This window comes from Shewanella sp. 0m-8, from assembly GCF_052977265.1.
In genome coordinates, this window is the sequence record NZ_JBRIMB010000021.1 from 15,740 (window position 1) to 36,136 (window position 20,397).

At 43.1% G+C, this 20,397-nt stretch carries 16 protein-coding genes and 1 pseudogene; 9 read left to right on the top strand and 8 right to left on the bottom strand.

The window, feature by feature from the left end:
• Positions 1-80: 80 nt before the first annotated feature.
• From ACVBIO_RS11705 to pdsO, 3 genes are all read right to left on the bottom strand, one after another.
• Positions 81-770, bottom strand: a complete 690-nt coding sequence (locus tag ACVBIO_RS11705; RefSeq protein WP_447172680.1) for a class GN sortase — start codon at positions 768-770, stop codon at positions 81-83.
• Complete coding sequence (locus tag ACVBIO_RS11710; protein ID WP_447172681.1) at positions 763-3,231, bottom strand: marine proteobacterial sortase target protein; 2,469 nt, start codon at positions 3,229-3,231, stop codon at positions 763-765. The genes ACVBIO_RS11705 and ACVBIO_RS11710 overlap by 8 nt, the downstream gene beginning before the upstream one ends.
• A gap of 139 nt (positions 3,232-3,370) precedes the next feature.
• On the bottom strand, positions 3,371-4,108 hold the full coding sequence (gene pdsO / locus ACVBIO_RS11715) for a sortase-associated OmpA-like protein PdsO (protein WP_447172682.1): 738 nt from the start codon (positions 4,106-4,108) through the stop codon (positions 3,371-3,373).
• 256 nt (positions 4,109-4,364) lie between these two features.
• Here pdsO and pdsR point away from each other — a divergent pair, with 256 nt between their 5' ends.
• From pdsR to ACVBIO_RS11735, 4 genes are all read left to right on the top strand, one after another.
• Positions 4,365-5,057, top strand: coding sequence for a proteobacterial dedicated sortase system response regulator (gene pdsR, locus ACVBIO_RS11720; protein ID WP_447159974.1), 693 nt, complete (start codon positions 4,365-4,367; stop codon positions 5,055-5,057).
• A 206-nt stretch (positions 5,058-5,263) separates the two neighbouring features.
• Complete coding sequence (pdsS, locus tag ACVBIO_RS11725; protein WP_447172697.1) at positions 5,264-7,447, top strand: proteobacterial dedicated sortase system histidine kinase; 2,184 nt, start codon at positions 5,264-5,266, stop codon at positions 7,445-7,447.
• Positions 7,448-7,590: 143 nt separating this feature from the next.
• Positions 7,591-8,769 (top strand): cystathionine beta-lyase, encoded by a 1,179-nt coding sequence (locus ACVBIO_RS11730; RefSeq protein WP_447172683.1) that lies wholly within the window; start codon positions 7,591-7,593, stop codon positions 8,767-8,769.
• A 148-nt stretch (positions 8,770-8,917) separates the two neighbouring features.
• Entirely contained in the window at positions 8,918-9,490 is a 573-nt protein-coding gene (locus tag ACVBIO_RS11735; protein WP_447159976.1) for a type IV pilin protein, read from the top strand.
• Positions 9,491-9,756: 266 nt separating this feature from the next.
• On the opposite strand, the gene ACVBIO_RS11740 is transcribed toward ACVBIO_RS11735, so the two are convergent.
• From ACVBIO_RS11740 to trhO, 3 genes are all read right to left on the bottom strand, one after another.
• Positions 9,757-10,251 (bottom strand): CreA family protein, encoded by a 495-nt coding sequence (locus tag ACVBIO_RS11740; protein WP_447172684.1) that lies wholly within the window; start codon positions 10,249-10,251, stop codon positions 9,757-9,759.
• Positions 10,252-10,388: 137 nt separating this feature from the next.
• Positions 10,389-11,753, bottom strand: a complete 1,365-nt coding sequence (yegD, locus tag ACVBIO_RS11745) for a molecular chaperone (protein WP_447159978.1) — start codon at positions 11,751-11,753, stop codon at positions 10,389-10,391.
• A 157-nt stretch (positions 11,754-11,910) separates the two neighbouring features.
• The gene (trhO, locus tag ACVBIO_RS11750; protein WP_447172685.1) at positions 11,911-12,894 is read right to left on the bottom strand and encodes an oxygen-dependent tRNA uridine(34) hydroxylase TrhO; all 984 of its coding nucleotides are present in this window, start codon (positions 12,892-12,894) and stop codon (positions 11,911-11,913) included.
• A gap of 313 nt (positions 12,895-13,207) precedes the next feature.
• Here trhO and ACVBIO_RS11755 point away from each other — a divergent pair, with 313 nt between their 5' ends.
• Complete coding sequence (locus ACVBIO_RS11755) at positions 13,208-13,855, top strand: glutathione S-transferase (RefSeq protein ID WP_447172686.1); 648 nt, start codon at positions 13,208-13,210, stop codon at positions 13,853-13,855.
• Positions 13,856-14,230: 375 nt separating this feature from the next.
• On the opposite strand, the pseudogene ACVBIO_RS11760 reads toward ACVBIO_RS11755, so the two are convergent.
• Positions 14,231-16,352, bottom strand: a pseudogene (locus ACVBIO_RS11760) (alkyl/aryl-sulfatase).
• A gap of 285 nt (positions 16,353-16,637) precedes the next feature.
• Between ACVBIO_RS11760 and ACVBIO_RS11765 the strand changes: the two are divergent.
• Complete coding sequence (locus ACVBIO_RS11765; protein ID WP_447159982.1) at positions 16,638-17,465, top strand: LysR family transcriptional regulator; 828 nt, start codon at positions 16,638-16,640, stop codon at positions 17,463-17,465.
• A 576-nt stretch (positions 17,466-18,041) separates the two neighbouring features.
• Here ACVBIO_RS11765 and ACVBIO_RS11770 read toward each other — a convergent pair.
• Entirely contained in the window at positions 18,042-18,518 is a 477-nt protein-coding gene (locus ACVBIO_RS11770) for a glycine zipper 2TM domain-containing protein (protein WP_447159983.1), read from the bottom strand.
• A gap of 54 nt (positions 18,519-18,572) precedes the next feature.
• Here ACVBIO_RS11770 and aat point away from each other — a divergent pair, with 54 nt between their 5' ends.
• From aat to infA, 3 genes are all read left to right on the top strand, one after another.
• Positions 18,573-19,283, top strand: a complete 711-nt coding sequence (gene aat / locus ACVBIO_RS11775; RefSeq protein WP_447172687.1) for a leucyl/phenylalanyl-tRNA--protein transferase — start codon at positions 18,573-18,575, stop codon at positions 19,281-19,283.
• Complete coding sequence (locus tag ACVBIO_RS11780) at positions 19,273-19,992, top strand: arginyltransferase (protein WP_447159985.1); 720 nt, start codon at positions 19,273-19,275, stop codon at positions 19,990-19,992. The genes aat and ACVBIO_RS11780 overlap by 11 nt, the downstream gene beginning before the upstream one ends.
• Positions 19,993-20,110: 118 nt before the next feature.
• Positions 20,111-20,329: a translation initiation factor IF-1 gene (infA, locus tag ACVBIO_RS11785; RefSeq protein WP_026959988.1), complete on the top strand. Its 219-nt coding sequence runs from the start codon at positions 20,111-20,113 to the stop codon at positions 20,327-20,329.
• Positions 20,330-20,397: the final 68 nt, after the last annotated feature.

Sequence of the window (20,397 nt, forward strand, 5' to 3'; positions counted from 1 at the left end):
TAAGTGAAGTGGCGCTAAGGTTACAACAACTCCTAGCGCCAGCCTTACTCACGTACTTTTTATCGTTAACAAGGCTCACTCTAATTAACAGGCTCCGCCTTAACAACAAACCGCAGTGGCCCACCAGCAAACTCAACGCCAAATGGATAACAGGTCACCAAGGTTAATATGCTCTGACCATTATCTTCAATCACACTTAGATCAGATTCGTGAGTCACTTGCGCTGTAGCCACACGATAGATACGGCTCTTACCTGATGCGTTTTGTAACTGGATCAACTGGCCGACTTGAATACCATTAAGTCTTGCAAAGTGCGTATCTCTATGACCAGCAATAACGGTGTTACCCTGACTATTAACGCTCGCCGACGATAACATTTGTGCAGGACCAAAAGCCAAGTTTCGGCCCGATGCCCCCGCTAGTACGTATAGACTGTCATGGTTATTAAGATTGTTGTTTTTGCCCGACTCAACAAAATCCTTGCTTAAGTGAGTCGTAACCGGAAAAAAGTCGAGTTTGGCAACTGGATGCGTATCGGCCCATGACCAAGGTTTATGCGGCTTTTGGTCTGCAAGTGTTTTCTGCCAAGCCTGCTGAATAAGAAATTGGGCAAAATGTGCTTTAGCTTGCATATATCCACCTTGTATTACTAAAACGGCTCCCGCGACCAATAACAACCACGGCGCATACCGATGAAATCGTCTAATAAGGCGTTTATCACACCTTGCATCTGCATTAAAATTATTGCCTTGCTCAGTAATACTACTCATAGTCAGATCCACTGGTGTCCGTACGCCTAAACGATAAACGATATAGAGCCGCTAGCAGCAACAGAGTCGAGCCAAAAATCATCAACACAACACTATTTGTTCCGGTTTGCGGAAGCGTATGTGATAGCTTTTGCCATCCGCTTGGCAGATGCTGCATCACCCTCGCCTCCTTTGTTTCAATACTGGCAGGTTTTATTGGCGAGACATCCACTGCGACTAAGCTAGTGTAAGCGCTCATAATATGAAAATTCATCGCTATGGCCTCGATCTGCTTTTCAATCCTCTCTTTATTCGCAGCTTGCTTAGTCAGCTCTAGTGCAGCGATCTGTTTTCTTGCCCATATTAAATCTAAACCTTTGGCTTGCTCCAAGTTATTAACTTGACTGCCAGTATTAAACTCTAAGCGTCGCTGCCAAAATTGCCCCGCTAATTGCCCTTGGATCAGTAAGTCATTACTGACAAAGCTTGGAATTCTTACAGCGACCAAGATAGGCTCGTGAGCATAAAGATCAGGAATACGTACAGGCCAATAGTCAGGGACACTGCCATCGCTAAAACGAAGATCAACATCGGTGACTTGAGGCTGCGCTATTTTCTCCAATAGCGACACCACTTTTTGGTTAACCTCATCAAGTTTGCCAATGTAGGTATAAGTCCCCCTACCGACTTCAGCAGCTCTTTGCATAAAATGGGCATTAGGCGCTGAGCCAATTCCGATAGTAAATAAACGACTTTCAGCTAATTGATCTTTTATCTGCTCAAATAGCACAGACTCATTAGCAACTGCGCCGTCGGTAATAAATAACACCTGACGTAATGACGCCGCGGCGTTTTGCTCATCTCTTTCATGGTCACTATTATTACCAAGGCGAGTTAATGCAGCATCGAGCGCTAATGACATTTCAGTGCCGCCATCGGCGTGTAGTGCATTGATATAACCTTGTGCTCGAGCAAGATTGATAGCCGTTGCTGGCATTGCATACTTAGACCAGTGCTCAACAGTTGAGTTGAACTGCAAAATATTGAAGCTATCTTGGGGCTTTAATCCCGCTAACGCATGCTTAAGCGCCGATTTAGCCTGAATGATGGCATCTCCTGACATCGAACCTGATGTATCGATAACCAAGATCAGTTCACGTGAAATCGACGATGACTCAGTTACGCTACCTTGAGGTGGCATTAACATCACCAAAGCATATTTTTCTAACGCCTTTTTTGAGTCAGTTCGTTGGTTGTGACTATGCTGATCTAGCTCTAACTGTGGCAGTGGCTGAGGCTGTAGTTGTGACTGTGACTGTGACTGTGACTGTGACTGTGACTGAGGTTGATACTTTGGCTTACTTTTAGAGACTCCCTGATTAAACTGACTATCGCCTTGCACAACTTGTGAGGCTAACGCAGCGTGGGTTTTACCTTGTTGAGAAAAAACTACCGCGGTAGGCTCACGGCCTTGTACGGGCTGCCATGTCAGCACAAAATCACGATTAGCAACTGCATTGTTATCTAAGCTCACTTGCGCTGCAGCATCTTCGACCATATCGACATTAATAGAATGGTAGGGGCTGTCGATGTTTTCTATTGCCATTGCGGCGTCAAACTTTACGGTTATCGAAACTAAGTTTTGAGTGATGGTTTGTTCCGTGTTTGTTTGCTCTCGGCCCGCTTGTTCTTTAGCATTAGTCCACTTGAATGCAGCGACTTGTTGATGCAACTCATCACGTTGCTTGTCGCTATGCCCACTTTGTTTCGGCGTATATCTTGGCGCTATCGCCATCGGAAAACGTAGACTAAACAAACCATCTTTATAGTCTAAGGTTTCTTGATAAGTGAGCTCCACAATCAACACTTCATTTGGCGCTAAATTTGCCACCTGAGCACTAAAGATATTGGCACGTTTTTGCTCAAGTAAACTGGTTTTTTTACCTTCAGCCTTTGCTTGTTCATAAATGGCTTTAGCCTTAGCTTTAGGCTGGATCTGTCCTTCTATCTCCCTATCGCCAATATGTAGCTTAAGCTGGTCAACCGCCGCTTCATTAGGTAAAGGAAATAGATACTGACCATTAACCCACTCTGTCGACGTGTTTTTAAATTCATGGCGTACAGAAACTCGGTTCACCCAGCCTGATATATGCATACTGATGTCGGTTTTCATTGGTAGCGCAATCGCGACCTGCCCTTGTGCGCTTTCAAATATCAAACTACCTTGCGTAATGCTATCTAAAGAAACTGGTTCCGTTGACGCTAATGCCATCGCACTTTGCGGCACGAATACACTAAGTAATAATAACCCCTGCAATAATACCCCTTGCAGTAATCGAGCTTGCAGCGATCCTATCGATGCCCCAATTGCGACTCTCTTTGCCATAAGCGCCTCAAAAATAGAGCCTCCTTGGCGATGACTCTGCTTAGCGATAGGCTCTAAAACATTCGCTAATCCACGCTTTAATATATACGCAGTCATCTGTTACTCCTTTTGACTGTTTACCCCAAAGATGCGATGAGGCAGACTCTGTGGCACCGAAAACCTGTCTAAAACATTCAACTAAACAGGTCACTTTCGGTTAAATTAGCAATTAAATTTACGGTTACATGACTGGGGGTTAATTAGCCGCTAAAGCGCTGTCTTGATTTTGCAACTTCAATGTCACGCGACGGTCAAAAAAGTCATTCTCAAAGCTTTGCTCTGCCATCAAAGGAGAAGAGTCACCATAGGCTTGGTTATGCAAACGCGCCTCGGTAACGCCTTGCTCTATAAGATAGCTTTTGACTTCTGCTACACGCTGTTCTGACAAGGCTTGGTTATAATCACCATCACCACGGCGGTCAGCGTACCCCGTCAAGTCCAATGTCAATTCAGGTGAGAGTGACATCGCAAAAGCAATATCATTTAGCTGATTTTGAAAGTGAGGCTCAATCGTTGATGAACCCGTTTTAAACTGTACATTCAGTCCCAGTGCCAATTCAGTTAACTTCTGCTCTTGCGCCATTTTTAAACTGGTAAGCTGTTGCTGCGCTTGCTCATACTGATCTGAAAGTTCAACCAATGATTGGTTTTGCTGGTTTAGTACAATAAGCTCCAGCTCTTTTTCATCAAGCATGGCTTGCTGTGTTTGCAACGCATCATCATCGCCCACTGATTTACCCACCAAGGTGCCAGTAAAGGCGCCGATAATGGCTCCGACGGGCCCACCCACCACAGCCCCAAGCACAATGCCTGAAGTTAACCCGATGAGTTCTTCGTTATTGTTACGCTCGGTGTCTACACCCTGCTGTGCTGATGCTTGAGTTGAAAATACTAACGCGCTAATGACGAGTGTTGAGATAAGTTGTTTTTTCATGTTATTCCCCTTGGGATAGTAATTTTTAAACTAAATTCAAATTGGCTAATAAAGCTTGCCGTTTTAAAGTTGTTAACTGCGCTTTATTCGATAGCGCTATTAAACCTTACCTAAATGGCTTTTAAGGGGAGTAAAAGTGGCGTTTTGAGGTTCAATTGTGGCAACAAAATGGCAATCACGGTTCACGTCTTCAAACCAAGATATTTTCCTGTATAGTCACAATCAATTAGACAGTTAAGGCCCTCATTAAGACGTTATGAAACGAATTGCCATAGTAGAAGATGAAGCTGCAATTAGAGAAAACTACAAAGAGGTTTTGCAGCAACAAGGTTATTGTGTACAAGCTTATGCCAACCGCCCACAAGCTATGTTGGCATTTAACACGCGCCTACCCGATCTTGCCATTATCGATATTGGCCTTGAAAATGAAATCGATGGCGGTTTTACTCTATGCCAATCATTAAGAGCCATGTCGAGTACCTTGCCGATTATTTTCTTGACCGCACGTGACAGTGATTTCGATACCGTATGCGGTCTGCGACTGGGGGCCGACGATTATTTAAGTAAAGATGTCAGTTTCCCACATCTAATAGCCAGATTAGCTGCGCTGTTTAGACGCTCAGATCTAAAAAATGCGAGTAACGATGAAAGTCATATCGTTGAACATGGTTTGCTGACAATCGATGTGAATCGCATGCAGGTATTTTGGAACTCAATACAGATTGAGCTTACCGTAACCGAATTTTGGATGGTGCATGCGCTCGCAAAGCGCCCAGGACATGTACGCCAGCGCCAAGAGTTGATGCAAGAGGCCAAAATATTCGTCGATGATTCGACGATTACTTCCCATGTAAAACGGATTAGAAAGAAGTTTATTGCCCAGGACCCTAACTTTGATTGTATCGATACCGTGTATGGCATGGGTTATCGCTGGGATTCCCACAATTAACCTTGAGCATTAGCATTGAGCATTAGCATTGAGCATCGAAACTTGATGCTAAGCGAACCCTCGCTTGTGGAATGTCGTCCGCTGGTAAATTAGTTCATCAATCGAGTCATTTTTGGTCATGGTCAAGTAGTTTTAGGTCATTGCCTGATCATTTAGGTCATAGTCAGGCCATTGTTGATGGCCATCATTTAGGTAGTTGTTACGCCATGTTTAATTTGCCAATAGGGCTGCGAAGTAAAGTCGCAGTATTGTCTTTATTCTTACTCTGCCTGCCGTGGCTAGGTTATCAGTACGTGTGGGAGATGGAGAAATATCTGCGTCACGGCCAAGAAAAAACCTTAGAAGGCACCACTCAAGCACTGGCAACCGCTCTGCACGAAAGACCTAAGCTATTTGATAGCCAAGCGAGCTTTTTAACACAGGTTGAAAAAGGGCGCGATCTATACGCTTATCCACTTTCAGGGCCTATTCAACTAGACGGTAAATTGTCAGATTGGAGTAGCTACCGCCATCGTGCACTTAATTACGCGGCTGATTATCAGGTTTATAAACGTGACGAAGGCCAGCCGTTAAACCTCAGCTTTACCCATATGGTGGGTAAATATGCCGGCTACCTGTACGCCTTTTTCGAAGTTCGCGATCCACACGTGATCTACCGTGGAAAAAATAGCCTTAGCATAGACAATAACGATCATATCGCCATCGCGACACTCGCACCGGATGGCAAATTTCGACGCTATATTGTCGCCACCACACAAGATGGTTGGATAAGTGCCTTCGAACTGCCAGAAGATCCCAACCTGTCTACCCCTGTAACGCCTGAAGTTAAAATTCAAGGAAAGTGGACCAAGAGTAAGCAAGGTTACAATGTCGAGCTTAGGATCCCGCTTAATATGGTTGGCAGTAAACTGGGCTTTGCCGTTTATGACTTAAACGATAAAAAAAGCCGCGTATTAGATGCCATCGTTGGCACCTCTGCAATTGATGATGTAAGCAAGTTGGGGACCGTACTTGTCCCCTCACCTGAAATCGAAAGTATTATTAAAGGCATGAGCCATAATAGTTCGCGGATCTGGGTGGTCGATAAACATGGTCGCGTTTTAGCAAAATCGGGCGATATTCGTTCAGATAACAGCGTCTGGTCACGGACTAATATCGATAACGATGACAACTCCGGCTGGACGCAGTTTAAACATAAATACTTGCACCCGCTTTACTACAAAATCTTAACCACGCCAGCCAAAGACTTTATTGATTCACTGCAAGACTCAACAGTGTTGCAAGGCAGTCATATCTCTAAAGCCTTAAGCGGCGAGCAAGGTTCCACCTGGCGCTTAACTCCCGACAGCAAAGCGGTTGTGCTCGCTGCTGCTAGTCCTATTTGGATTGATGATAAAGTCATGGGGGTAGTGATTGCCGAAGAAACCACTCATGGTATTCGAACCCTGCGCAACAAAGCCTTAGAGAAGCTGTTTAATGTGATTTTAACCATCATGAGTATGGGCACCTTAGCGCTATTTTTCTTTGCTTCAAACATCTCAAGCCGTATTCGAAAACTACGCGATGAAGCTGAGCAAGCGATCGACAGCCAAGGGCGAATAAAAAATGAGATTCAGGGTTCTAAAGTTCGCGATGAGATCGGCGATCTATCACGAAGTTTTGCCAGTATCGTTAGCCGATTGAGCCAATACACTCATTATTTAGAGAATATGTCTTCGCGTTTATCTCACGAACTGCGCACCCCTGTCGCCGTGGTGCGCTCGTCGCTTGAGCATCTTGGTTTACAACAGCTTAGCCCTGATAGCCGCAAATATGTTGACCGGGCACAAGAAGGCGTTAACCGTCTCAATATGATCTTAAACAACATGAGCGAAGCCACTCGTTTAGAAGAGAGCTTATCTCATGCCGAAACGACTATTTTTCCGCTCGAAAAAGTCATCAATGGCTGTATGCAAGGCTATCAAATGACCTATCCCCAACAAGCATTTGAGCTCGATATTACCCAGGACAGTATTGCGATGTTAGGAGTGCCGGAGTATATCGCTCAGCTGATGGATAAACTTATCGCTAACGCCTTAGAGTTTAGTCATCCTGATAGCCCAATTAATGTTGCGCTGACACTCAAGCATAAATATGCCGAGCTGAGCGTCAGTAACCAAGGCCCCGCACTACCGGATAATATGGCCGAGCAGATTTTTGAGTCTATGGTGTCTGTGAGAGCACAAAAAGCGCAAGATAAACCGCATCTAGGTTTAGGCCTATATATTGCGAGACTTATTTGCCAATTCCATGACGGTAAAATTAACGCCAGTAATACCCAAGATAAGGCCGGGAATATCAGCGGCGTTAAGATCACGATTAAGCTACCAATAAGCAAAGAAAGTCTTTAAAGCAGTTGTAACTATCCCAATTATGACGACAGAGAAAATAGTGACTGAAAGTTTATACTGAAAATAATGACACTTTATTTTAGCCGTTTAGATGTTAAGATGGCTAAAATGATATCGATATTTAAACTGATGGAATTCGCCCGATGAAAAAAGAAACGCAGATAATCAGTCTAGGCCGAGATAAAAAATGGACCCAAGGGGTGATAAACCCGCCTGTTTACCGCGCATCGACTATGGTGTTCGATACTATGGAAGATATGCGTTTTGCTGCAAAAAATAAGGCTAATGGCGCAATGTTCTATGGCCGTCGTGGTGGCCCTACTCATTTTGCGTTTCAAGCGGCGATTGCAGAACTTGAAGGCGGAGTAGGCACAGCACTATATCCATCAGGAAGCGCCGCCATTAGCAATAGCCTGCTGTCATTTTTAAAAGCGGGCGATCACCTGCTTATGGTCGATAGCGCCTATGAGCCCACTCGTGATCTATGTAATAAGCTGCTTGCCGGTTACGGCATCGAAACCACTTATTACGACCCTATGATTGGTGATGGCATAGAAGCCTTAATACAGACTAATACTAAGGTGCTGTTCTTAGAATCTCCCGGTTCAATCACCATGGAAATACAAGATGTCCCCACTCTGAGCCGTATCGCCCACCAGCACGATATCGTGGTGATGCTCGATAATACCTGGGCATCACCAATAAACTCGCGACCATTTGAGATGGGGGTCGATATTTCGATTCAAGCGGCGACAAAGTATATTGTTGGCCACTCAGATGTGATGATGGGCACTGCTACCGCGAACGACAAACACTGGGAACAGCTACGAGAAAATAGTTACCTTCTAGGCCAATGTACCTCACCAGATGATGTATATCTTGCTAGCCGAGGCCTAAGAACCTTAGGTATTCGCTTAGCCCAGCATGAACAAAATGCATTAAAAGTGGCTAACTGGCTTGCAACCCGCCCTGAAGTGGATCACCTGCGTCACCCCGCTTTTGAGTCATGTCCGGGCCATGAGTTTTTTAAACGCGACTTTAGCGCCTCAAACGGACTGTTTTCGTTTGTATTAAAACAAGGTGATGTTAGGTCTGTTACCGCATTTGTTGAAAATATGCAGCACTTTAAAATGGGCTTTTCTTGGGGCGGTTTTGAAAGCTTAATTTTAGGCGTATTTGGCATCGATAAACTGCGCACTGCAACAAAGTGGGATAGCAGTAAGCCACTCATTAGATTGCATATCGGCTTAGAGAACGTCGATGATCTCATTGCCGATCTTGAGGCCGCGTTTGAACGCTATAATCGAGTATTAAACACCTAAGCGAACTCTATTTAGCTTTTAGCAAAACAAGCCGGCCATGTTGTCGGCTTGTTTGCATTTGTCACAGAAAAAGATTCTTTGTTTTAGCTATTAGGTTAAATGCTTTATTATTAACAGCGTAAATGACCAAACCTAGAGAATCTTTTTAATGCAGCGCGCCACCGCCTCAAAAGGCTTTACCCTCATCGAACTTGTTATCGTGATTATTGTGCTTGGCATATTAGCAGTTATCGCTGCGGCTAAATATGTAGACTTTAAGCGTGATGCTGAAATAGCTCGGGTCAAGGCCGTTGCCGCTGCATTGCAGCAATCAGTTACCTTCTCCCACACTAAATGGCAGCTTATCGCAGGAGTTGGTGCGTTGAACGATCTACCTGACTTTGCCGGAGGGGAGCTTGATATGAACAGCTTTGGTTATCCCCTTGGTATTGGTAAAGGTAACCCGATGGGACAACCAAAAAATATCGGCCAAGGTGAGCAAGGCTGTGTTGATTTATGGAATATCCTACAACAAGATCCAGCCAGTGTTTCGTTATCTAGCATAGACAATAGCAGTGACTTTCAGGCCTATCGTCATCAAGCAGCTAGCAATCCCGATGGTCAAACACAGTGCACTTATGTACTGCGCACCCTTGGCGATACTAAGAGCCGCCAACAAGCCGATATAAAAATCCTCTATGACTCAGTCGCTGGTAGTGTTATTGCGCTTATTAACGATTAAGCCCAGCTTTACAAGCTAGCAGCCAATTTATTGCTTCGCTCAAAGCATAAAGGCGGATATGATCCGCCTTTATAGTGCTTATATGATGCACTTAGATTGTGTAGATGGATTGTGTGCTTGTACTGTTTTCGTGTGCTAAGGCTGATTGACTTAACTCACTTATCAAGCACTCTTATCTAGCCCATTTATCCAACCCATATATTTTGCCCATTTCGCCTCATTGTTTAATAGTGAGTAGTGAAGAGTAAAACTGAGCCGCAAGCAGATCAGTTGTTAATCACTGCTCCACCAGGGACCCACGCTTGTGTGCCATAAAGTGGCACGGTTGAGAGCGCATGCTTGTGGCTACCATTGGTCTCTTTGGTTGAGTAAGACAAATACAGTAATGTTTGGTTCTTTGCATCATAAATACGGCGTACTTTTAGCGATTTAAATAAGATGCTTAATGATTCTTTAAACACCACTTCACCGTTTTTACTCTTATCGATACTGGCAATTTCAGCAGCGGTGATCGGCCCTGTTTGACGACAAGAAATACTCATATCCGATGGGTCCGCCAGGCTTAAATCGGCCTCAATACGGCTAACATGACACGTCACACCAGGGATTTTAGGGTCGTGCCTAGCATCAATAATCACATCTTTGGTGGTAAATAAACCTAAACTCACCTTACCCACATCATCGCCACAACCACTTAGACCAAGTGTTACGCTCAGTGACAGTCCCAAGCTAATTAACAGCCCTTTAGTTAAGCCCTTCATATCCATTTCCTTTAGCGATTGAGTCAATCAATGAGTCATTGTGACTGATGTAATACTATTTGTGTCAATCTAAACGCCAATAGTCAGCGCTAACAGTAAACGAAATAGCGCTGAGTCGCGCTATTTTTCATTGCCCGTTAAGCAAATACCCTTTGTGCCCAGCGAGTCAGTCCTGCAGTCACACTACCAAAGTGATCCCCTACCACAATTGGGATCTCAGGGAATAAGCCCGAAATGCGTTGGTAAATAGCCGGGCTTCTCGCGGTGCCGCCAGTCACATAAATACGGTCTGGCATCACCCCTGATTGCTCAAGTGCTTCCCGCATCAAGGCTTCGACCTTTGATAACGGTATCGTTATCGCAGTTTCAAAATCAGCTTCACTCACCCTAGCATGTAATCCGTTAGCAATATATTCAAGTGGCGTATCGACGCTATCGCTGCTTGATAACGCTATCTTACTTTGTTCGGCGCTGCGTACTAATTTATAACCTAATTGGTCTTTTTGAACTTTTAGCAGACGCTGAATAAGCTGTGGGTTTTGGGCCTCTTTAATCAAGTCTTCGATTAGCTTTTTAGAGGCCAAAGCACTAAAGTCTCGCTGCGCACTGATATCATTTACTGCCACTGCATTCCAAAAAGGTTTACTTGGCACTGGTAGCTTATTTACCATTAAGCTTCCAAGCCCTAAATGCGGCATAAATGACGCCATAGAAAGCGCAATATCTAAATCATTACCACCAATACGCTGGCCACTATGACCTAAAAAATCTGCGCTACGGTCACGGTTATCAATATGATTAGGTCCCATTTTCACCATAGAGCAATCAGTCGTACCGCCACCAACGTCAACCACCAGCACGGTTAAGTTTTCATCAAGTGACGCTTCATAATCCATCCCTGCCGCTAGTGGCTCAAACAGAAAATCAACGTCGATAAATCCTGCGCGTTTTGCCGCTAACGATAATATCGCTTCAGCCTGTTGATTACTCTGCTCGCCACCTATCCCCTGAAAGTTAACAGGACGACCAATCACAGCATGAGTAATGACTTTCGTACCTAAATTCTTTTCCGCTTGAGTTTTAATATGCATCATCATCAAGGTGACGATATCTTCAAACAGCGCAATTTGGCTCTCTCTTAGTCCTGTTGCGCCAAGAAATGATTTAGGCGAACGCACATAAAAGCCTTCATCAGGCATATCTAAATAAGCGTCGATCGCTTGCTCACCGACAAACACCGCTTGTTCGTTAGGCAACAGATCCAACTCTCGACGGGCAGCTGCGGCGCGGCTTAATTGCGCCGAACGTAAACGAGTATACTCAGCCTGTTCTGCTTGAGGTAATTGCTTTAACACTGCCTCAGCAATGAGTTCCCTATCCATCGCGTAAAGCGTTGAGCTCAAATACTTAGAGTCACCAGATAAGGGTACCAAACGCACATCACCGTCTTCAATAACACCAATCGCACAGTTAGCACTACCGTAGTCAAAACCTACAAACATTCCCTTATCCTTTAAAGCGTAAAAAAGCCGTGCAAAATAGCACAGTCAGGCTCAGGGAAAAAGTGTCTTTGATAAATAAAAAAAGCAGCCAAAGGCTGCCTGTTAATATGTCTGTAAATTTAGCTCATCTTTAAGCTAGCAGGCTTGATTTTAAACCCTATGCGCTCTTTTCATTTTGTGCTTTTTTAAGCCGCTCTTTGTGAGTTCGACGACGTTCAATCACCTGACTGACATCACTACCAATATGTGCTTCACCGCGCAGCTTAGATAGCTGCACTTGGCGCTCTCGCTCCATAAATCGCTGACGCTGCTTATCACTGACCTTATCGATACAATGCAAGCAGCTTACTCCTTGAACAAAACTATCCAAAGCCATCTCTTCAGAAGTGATAGGCATACGACAAGCATTACATTGATCGTATTGTCCTTTTTCAAGGCTATGGTTTACCGCTACGCGGTTATCAAATACAAAACACTCACCTTGCCATAAGCTTTCTTCTTGCTTGACCTCTTCAAGGTATTTTAAGATCCCGCCTTCAAGATGATAGACCTCATCAAAGCCCTGCTCTTTTAAGTACGCGGTCGATTTTTCGCAGCGAATGCCTCCTGTACAAAACATAGCCACCTTCTTGTGCTTTACTGGATCGAGGTTTTGCTTCACGTACTCAGGGAATTCACGAAAAGTTTCTGTTTTGGGATCGACGGCATTTTTAAAGGTGCCAATCTGAACTTCGTAATCATTGCGGGTATCGACAAGCAAGACGTCAGGATCTGAAATCAACTGGTTCCAGTCTTTTGGTTTAACATAGGTGCCGACTACTTTATTAGGATCAACGCCTTCTACGCCCATGGTAACGATCTCTTTCTTAAGTTTTACTTTAGTGCGGTAAAATGGCATCACTGGGTCAAAAGAGAGTTTATAAACAATATTGTCTAAACCTGGCTGGCTCGCTAACCAAGCCAATAAATTATCGATAGCGGTTTGTGATCCCGCAACCGTGCCATTAATCCCTTCTTGTGCTAACAGTAATGTGCCTTTAATTTCCGACTCTTCCATCACCTTCAATAACGGGCTTTGTAACTTCTCAAACTCAGCCAAGGTCACAAACTTATACAGGGCACAAACAACTACTTTTGACATATTCATCCTTTTACTGCTAGCTGAAGCTTAACCTTCAGTGCATCTATTATCGGCAGCAAAACATGAGCTACCACGCAAAATTATCCGCGAATTCTACACGGATCACACCAGCACAAACAGGGATAAAAAGTAGGGTTACTTAGCTTGAGTGAAAAATGGAATGAAGGGTTGAATGAAGGTAAGTCATGCTTAACTTACCGGAAAACAAACAAATAAAGCCCTATTCATTAGCATTATAATTAATATTAATGATTGTTATTTAACAAATAAGCGTTGAAAATAGCGGCATAGCACAATTATTTAAGACCAAAATATGCCTCTGCCCACACTCTACTCCTTCAGACGCTGCCCTTACGCCATGCGCGCCAGACTCGGCATTTTCTTATCAGGCCAACATGTTAGTCTCAGAGAAATAGTGCTAAAACATAAACCAGAGCCTATGTTAGCAGCCTCCCCCAAAGGCACTGTGCCAGTGCTGATCCTACAAGACGGTGCTGTGATTGATGAGAGCCTAGAGATCATGTGCTGGGCACTGATGAAGAATGATCCGCACAATTTATTGCAGTGCAATGATCCGCAAAAACAAGAAATCGCTAAAGCGCTGATCCATAGTAATGACCACAGTTTTAAACCTTGGCTAGATAAATACAAGTATGCCGATAGGCACCCAGAGCACAGCAAGCAATATTATCGACAGCAAGGCGAGCAGTATATCGCGCAGCTTGAAAGTATCTTGTCAAAGCATCCGCAGCTTATGGGTAATCAAGTGTCAATTGCCGATTACGCTATTTTCCCGTTTATTCGCCAATTCGCTAGCGTAGATAAAAGCTGGTTTGGTAATAGCGATTACCTGAATGTGCAGCGCTGGCTAAAGGCCCATATAGAAAGTGATGAATTTAGTGCGGTTATGGGTAAATACCCAACTTGGCTTGACAGTGGTGAGAGCTTTGCGTTCGGCTAGAACATATTGCTAGTAAGTAGATATGTAGCTAACTAACAAATATAAGTAACAAATATAAGTTTAAGTAAATACAGCTCGTTTTAGAACACAAGCGGCTCGTCGCAAGAAACACCTAACCCACAAAGAAAGGCAATAGCCTTACCATTGGTAATCTTGATCTTTACCTAGGTGATCTTCTTCAAAGCGGCGCGTTTCGTGGTGTGATTAGCATTTTTGATACAAAGCAAGGGGCAATTTGATTTTGAACAGAGGTGGCTAAAACGTTAAGGATGGCTCCAAGTTTAACTCTTCGTCAACCGATCATTTATAGACTAAATGATCGGTATGACTAACGAAGAGCTGCTTTATTCAATTAAGCAACTAATTAGTTAGCAGTTACTTAATATAAAGTTCACTGTCTACAGCCTGCTCTGCAGTTGGCTGTGGGACGATTTCGAACTTCTCATCAAAATCAACTTGAGCGGATTTTAGCTTGGTGAGTACTGATTGGTCACCAATAAATTCAGCTTTACCTGATTTTAGTAAATCATTAATGCTTACTGCGCCCATCAGTATTTTTGCCACATCTTGGCGAGTAATACGTAATGTTGCATCCGCCTTTGGCTTCTCCACATTTGATAATTCACTGGCATATTTTGACCATTCAAAATTATTAAAATTACCATTTGCCATTTGCCATTTCAGTAACGTAGAACTCTTTTGTATCTGTCACATCAATATTAAACGTAAACGGCGTATGTTGCGCCACTGTGGAATCTACTTTTACAGCAATAAAATCGAGTAGGTTATCAATCCCCATATTGGACAACACATCATTACTGGCCGCTTTTATTGAACCTGGCTGAATGCCAACTCTGGTTTCTTGTGCACCCGTTAGGTAAACATTTCGCCAGCCAGCACTTTCAGCTTGATAGCCTAACTGCTCATATGTGTCGGCGAGTAAACTACGTGCAGAACGATTGTCAGGACAGACATTCACAACTTTGTCCATGGCAGTCGCAACAAAACGATATTCTCCTTTAACAAAGTCCGCTTTTGCTTTTTCTGTTACGACATCACACCCACCCATATATTCAACAAATTTAAGTGCCTCAGCATCTACGGGTAAAGGGTTTAAATTGGATGGATTCATATCAAAATAGCCAAGGTACATATTATATACTGCACGGGCATTGTGACTGTAACTACCATGGTAACCGTTGGTATGCCAAGACTGCTGAATAGATTCAGGCATAACTTGGTAAATAGCATCACCAAGATCTTGCATAACCATACCATTATTAGCTAAACGTAATGTTTGGTTATGTGTGAAACCATAAGCATCACGTTGCATTTTTAAATATTCATTTATATTATCTTTGTCCCAAATCGGTGCAGAGTGAGAGCCAAACAAATGCTCTGCCTCATGGCCCCACAATTGTATCATCTCATTGATTTTCTTAGACCATTTAAGTGAATCACGAACCTTGGCACCACGTAATGTATAAATATTATGCATACCTTGATAAGTTAATTCGCCTGTCCAAATAGACTTCAAAGAAGGGATAAATGTCACCATTTCAGATGCGGCCTCAGTACCAGAAGCATCTAAAAAGTGCATTTCAACACCATCAATTGAATGCACCTCATACTCACTGTCCCAGTTCATTTCTTTATCGGGAAGTACATAAGACAACTCACCGTTAGCGACCCCTTTTGCAAGTGCAGCATCGACAATACCATGAGCATTGCGTCCTAGTGAGTTACCGTATTGATAGGTGACTCGTCTTGACATGGCGTTGCCTGCTAATACGTTCTCATCAACGATTTCTTTAGTAATATTTCGAGAACCATAAACTTTAACATCAGGGTTGTGCTCCAATACTGCGCGTGAACCACCAAAGTGATCACCGTGAGAATGTGAGTAAAGCATGGCAACGACCTTTAAATCTCCCCCCTCAGGGACTTCGGATAAGAAAAAGTTAAGTGCCGCAGCCATTGACTCTTTAGTCGTTAAGACGTCATAAACAATCCAGCCCGTTTTACCGCGAATAAATGTAGCAGATGCTAAATCAACACCTCGCACCTGATAAACTTGCCCCGGAACCACTTCGTACAAACCATTTGCAGCCTGATTAGCAACAGCTTGACGCCAAAGTGATGGGTTAACACTGTCAGGATATGCTTTGGCCGCTTTAGGGGTAACATCAATAAAAGTGCTGAACTTGTTGCGTATCACTTCACCAGTCGCAGTATCAAGTACCGCAATCAAGCCACGATTATTATCTTCAAATACCTTGGTATCTGCATAATTTAATGTTTTTGCCACCTGCTTATTAGCTTCTATGGTAGCAAGTGTGGCAGGCTTACCATCCATGTCTCTTAACTGTGCTGGGGTAAAATGCTCTAATTCACATTGGTGTCCATCTTCATGTTGGTGAGAATGACTCGTTGCATTCGCAGTTAATACATTAGACAAACTAGCAATGACTGCTACTGCGATGATTGATTTGTTCATAAATGACCTTTTTATTAGTTAATAATAAACGCTAGGGTGCTTAAGAAGTAGTTCAATGAAGCAACACAATTAACGGGACTAATTGCGTCATAAAGGCGAACTTCATTACCCAATTAATGGATCCATGATAATCAGGAAGAATAGTTAAAAACATGAGTTCACAATTGTATTACTCATAAGCCATACTTATATCTAAAAAATGACTCACCAGCATGCCACAATACACAATAAGTGTTAATAGCAGGTTAACTAAATATTAAATAAATACTAAGTGGACAGTAATTCATGGATTTAAACTTACTAGGCACCTTTACTAAGGTTTACAAACACCTTTCTTACACCAAAGCAGCTAACGAGTTAAATATAAGCCAAGCAGCGGTATCTCAGCGCATAAAGCATTTAGAACAAAACTTAAATACAGTTTTGTTTATTCGCAAAGGACGCTCAATTGAAGCCACTGCACACGCTAACTACATGATGACAAAGCTAGAACCAGCGGAACACTTAGTTCGTGAAGCCCTATATGAAATAGGCCATAAAATCTATGTACAAGAGCAGTTTGCTTTTGATTTAGTTGGTTCGAATATTAATATTCTTGCCTCCCCAGATAGCCAATCACAACTGCTTGATGATTTACGAAGGCGTAAAGTCGATTTAGTGGTGGATCTGGTGACAACCAATGATGCTAGTATTATCAGCGAGTTTTTGTATGAAGAACCCATGTTAATTGCCGTAGCCAAGGGCCACCCGCGAATCAAAGCTGACATGACAGTGGATGAATACTATGCTGAGCAACATGTCGCAATTAAAGCTCGCCGCCAAGATATTGATACCTTTACCTTGCTTGCCGATAACCCTAAACCTAGAAATATCGTATTTACAGCCAGTACAATGATGACCCAACTCACTTATGTTGCAAATAGCCAAGCGCTAGGCCTGACTACCACAAGAATCGCCAAATACGCTGCGCCTTTAGGGTTAGACTTTTTTCCTTGCCCAGTAAAGTTATCCAAAGCAAAATTTGAATTGCTTTACCACCGAGTAAACATCAATAACAAAGCTCACCAAGAGTTACGCCGACAAGTAAAAAAAGTCATCATGGATAAGAATTAAACACTATAGCCAGTCATAATGGAGCAATAACATAGCGAGCTTTATCGACGAAATCGATGTTCAGAGTGGCTGCTCATCAGGCTTTTTCGGAGGAGATATTGATTCTGACTGCTGACGTTGCTGCACCTGTTGAAAGAAGAAATGAATGCCATTGAGCTGCAATTTAAGTGACAAGTTAGAGTCGTTTTTCCAGGTTCAGGCGGCGAAAATAATCTTCAATTTGAGCATTCGCTCTCGCTAAATCGAGAACTTAGATAAACGAAAATAGAATCGAGTAATCATGTAAATCGAAGTTAGTTTAAAAGTGCTATTGTTCTTGCGCATACTGATTTAAAAACTACAGGGCTACATTAAGAGCGACATAGGTGCTATATACCAACGATACAAAACTCTATACCCATGTGGTCGGCATTCGCTTTAGCCACACTTCGAGCCTAATGGATAGATAGAAGCTTAACTTGCCCCTGTGCACAGAAAAAATCGATAGTTGATTGTTGGTGAGGCGAGTGCCTTGGGACATCATACTTTCGGAAAAATACTTTGAGGAAAGTACTTTCGAAAAAAGTGATTCCAGCACTACATCTGCTGATCGACCCGAACATAGCCTTGCAAGTAAACGACTCTCACATCATCGTTCACACTGAATATCATTCCTGGATCTAAGTCTTGGATCACCATGACCTGCTCGCCAGACTCTAAAGTAATCATCATCTCTACTAAGCGTAATTCTTCATAGTAAGAGCTATCTCCGTAGCGATTACCAACTCCAGCACCCAGTAATGCGCCCAGAACCGTGGCAACATCTTGACCAGAGCCGCCACCAAACTGATGACCTATCACCCCACCTATCAACGCGCCGCCAAATGTCTTCCAACCGGTGTTTCTATCTTCAACCAGCTGCTTTTGCGTAATATTACGCACAGAAACCACTTGTCCAAACTCCACCTTTTCAACTGGAACCGCTTGATTGCGATCATATGGTGCGGCAATTGCGGTCTGCATACCAAAAATTAAACAGATAACCGTGAAAACAATAAGATGAGGTTTCAACATAGGACTTTTTCCGCTAACTTTAAGGGTAAGTATATTTATTAATCTTACTCAATTGTGAACTCACTGTCCTATTTAAATCATGATCAACAAGGTTTTCCGCCGCCCGAGCAAGCATTAAGCGATCCTAATGGCTTATTAGCGGTTGGTGGTGACTTACACCCAGAACGTTTACTAACCGCTTATTATAACGGGATTTTTCCTTGGTTTAATCTAGATGATCCTATTCTATGGTGGTCGCCAGATCCCCGTGCGGTATTTGTACCTGGCAATATGAAAATTAGCCGTAGCCTAGTCAAGTACCTTAAAAAACAACAGTGGACCTATACCATAAACCATCACTTTGAGGCGGTTACCGCTGGTTGTGCTGAGCCCAGAGCAGGACAAGATGGCACCTGGATCTCAACTGAAATCCAACAAGCCTATCTGTCTTTACATCAACAAGGTCATGCCCATTCTCTGGAAGTTTGGCAAGATAAACAGCTTATTGGTGGGCTTTATGGCTTGGCTATTGGGCAAGTATTTTGCGGCGAGTCGATGTTTCATCGTGTAACGAATGCCTCTAAAGCTGCTATGATCGTATTACAGCAGCATTTACAGCGCTGCGGTTTTAAACTAATCGATGCACAGGTGGTAAACCCTCATCTAGATAGCCTTGGTGCGAAGTCGATTAGGCGCGATGATTTTCTTAGGCTATTAACCCACTTAAGAGATGGCGAAGTGAGCATTGATAGCTGGAGTAAGGCCGAGGTATCTATTGAACTCTAAATCTAGACCCGTCACGGTGGGCAGAACAAAGCCCTTTGCTTGTAGCTACTTAGACAATCAGCAAGAGCAATTAATGGTATTGCAAGAAGATGTTATTGACGCTAACTTATTCGAGCAACTGTTGGCGCTTGGTTTTCGTCGTAGCGGCAGCATGATCTATAAACCCCAATGCCCTCAATGTAGTGCCTGTTTACCCATTAGATTGCCCATTAATGAGTTTACAATTTCTAAAAGACAAAAGAGAACATTAAAAAATAACCAAGATTTAAGCTGGAAGATTGTTAACCATAAAACTAAGCAGCAATATCAATTGTACGAACGCTACGTTAATACTCGCCATCACGACGGCCCAATGTTTCCAGCGACCCCAGAGCAATACGATAGTTTTGCCACCGCGACTTGGATGCAACCGTTATTTATCGAGCTAAGGCAAGGCGATGAATTAATCGGCGTAGCCGTGACCGACGTGCTGCCACACAGTTTATCTGCCATATATAGCTACTTTGCTCCCGAGCACCATAAACGTTCATTAGGAAGTCTACTTATTTTGCTGCAAACTGAAATTGCAAAAATGATGAAAAAGCAGTTTCTATATCTAGGCTATCAAATTGATGAATCGAGAAAAATGAACTACAAACGCGATTACAGACCACACCAGATCTTAACTCATTCTGGATGGGTTACCGAGATAACAATCAAAAACCAGTGAATTAAACCATAACGAAGCTACAGATAGCGTATATACTCAACCATTGCTTTACAGTTGGGTTAATTTGCGGCATGATATGCCCGTTTTATTATTTGAAGGCTAACAGGATAACTGATTAATGGCGAAAGAAGACAACATTGAAATGCAAGGCACAATCCTTGAAACCTTGCCAAATACAATGTTTCGTGTAGAACTTGAAAATGGTCATGTCGTAACGGCACACATTTCAGGAAAAATGCGTAAAAACTACATCCGTATTCTTACGGGTGACAAGGTAACGGTTCAGTTAACACCTTACGATTTGAGCAAAGGACGCATCGTCTTCCGTGCACGCTAAGTTATTAGCCTATGTAACGTAAATTATAAAAAAGCCGGCTCGCGCCGGCTTTTTGTTGTCTTCTATTT

What these genes read in the sequence shown, in the direction of transcription:
- ACVBIO_RS11770 (WP_447159983.1), bottom strand. Translation starts at nt 18,518, where the DNA reads ATGTTGAAACCTCATCTTATTGTTTTCACGGTTATCTGTTTAATTTTT.
- ACVBIO_RS11735 (WP_447159976.1), top strand. Translation starts at nt 8,918, where the DNA reads ATGCAGCGCGCCACCGCCTCAAAAGGCTTTACCCTCATCGAACTTGTT.
- ACVBIO_RS11710 (WP_447172681.1), bottom strand. Translation starts at nt 3,231, where the DNA reads ATGACTGCGTATATATTAAAGCGTGGATTAGCGAATGTTTTAGAGCCT.
- ACVBIO_RS11705 (WP_447172680.1), bottom strand. Translation starts at nt 770, where the DNA reads ATGAGTAGTATTACTGAGCAAGGCAATAATTTTAATGCAGATGCAAGG.
- ACVBIO_RS11740 (WP_447172684.1), bottom strand. Translation starts at nt 10,251, where the DNA reads ATGAAGGGCTTAACTAAAGGGCTGTTAATTAGCTTGGGACTGTCACTG.
- yegD (WP_447159978.1), bottom strand. Translation starts at nt 11,753, where the DNA reads ATGTTTGTAGGTTTTGACTACGGTAGTGCTAACTGTGCGATTGGTGTT.
- ACVBIO_RS11730 (WP_447172683.1), top strand. Translation starts at nt 7,591, where the DNA reads ATGAAAAAAGAAACGCAGATAATCAGTCTAGGCCGAGATAAAAAATGG.
- pdsS (WP_447172697.1), top strand. Translation starts at nt 5,264, where the DNA reads ATGTTTAATTTGCCAATAGGGCTGCGAAGTAAAGTCGCAGTATTGTCT.
- ACVBIO_RS11755 (WP_447172686.1), top strand. Translation starts at nt 13,208, where the DNA reads ATGCCTCTGCCCACACTCTACTCCTTCAGACGCTGCCCTTACGCCATG.
- infA (WP_026959988.1), top strand. Translation starts at nt 20,111, where the DNA reads ATGGCGAAAGAAGACAACATTGAAATGCAAGGCACAATCCTTGAAACC.
- pdsO (WP_447172682.1), bottom strand. Translation starts at nt 4,108, where the DNA reads ATGAAAAAACAACTTATCTCAACACTCGTCATTAGCGCGTTAGTATTT.
- ACVBIO_RS11765 (WP_447159982.1), top strand. Translation starts at nt 16,638, where the DNA reads ATGGATTTAAACTTACTAGGCACCTTTACTAAGGTTTACAAACACCTT.
- pdsR (WP_447159974.1), top strand. Translation starts at nt 4,365, where the DNA reads ATGAAACGAATTGCCATAGTAGAAGATGAAGCTGCAATTAGAGAAAAC.
- trhO (WP_447172685.1), bottom strand. Translation starts at nt 12,894, where the DNA reads ATGTCAAAAGTAGTTGTTTGTGCCCTGTATAAGTTTGTGACCTTGGCT.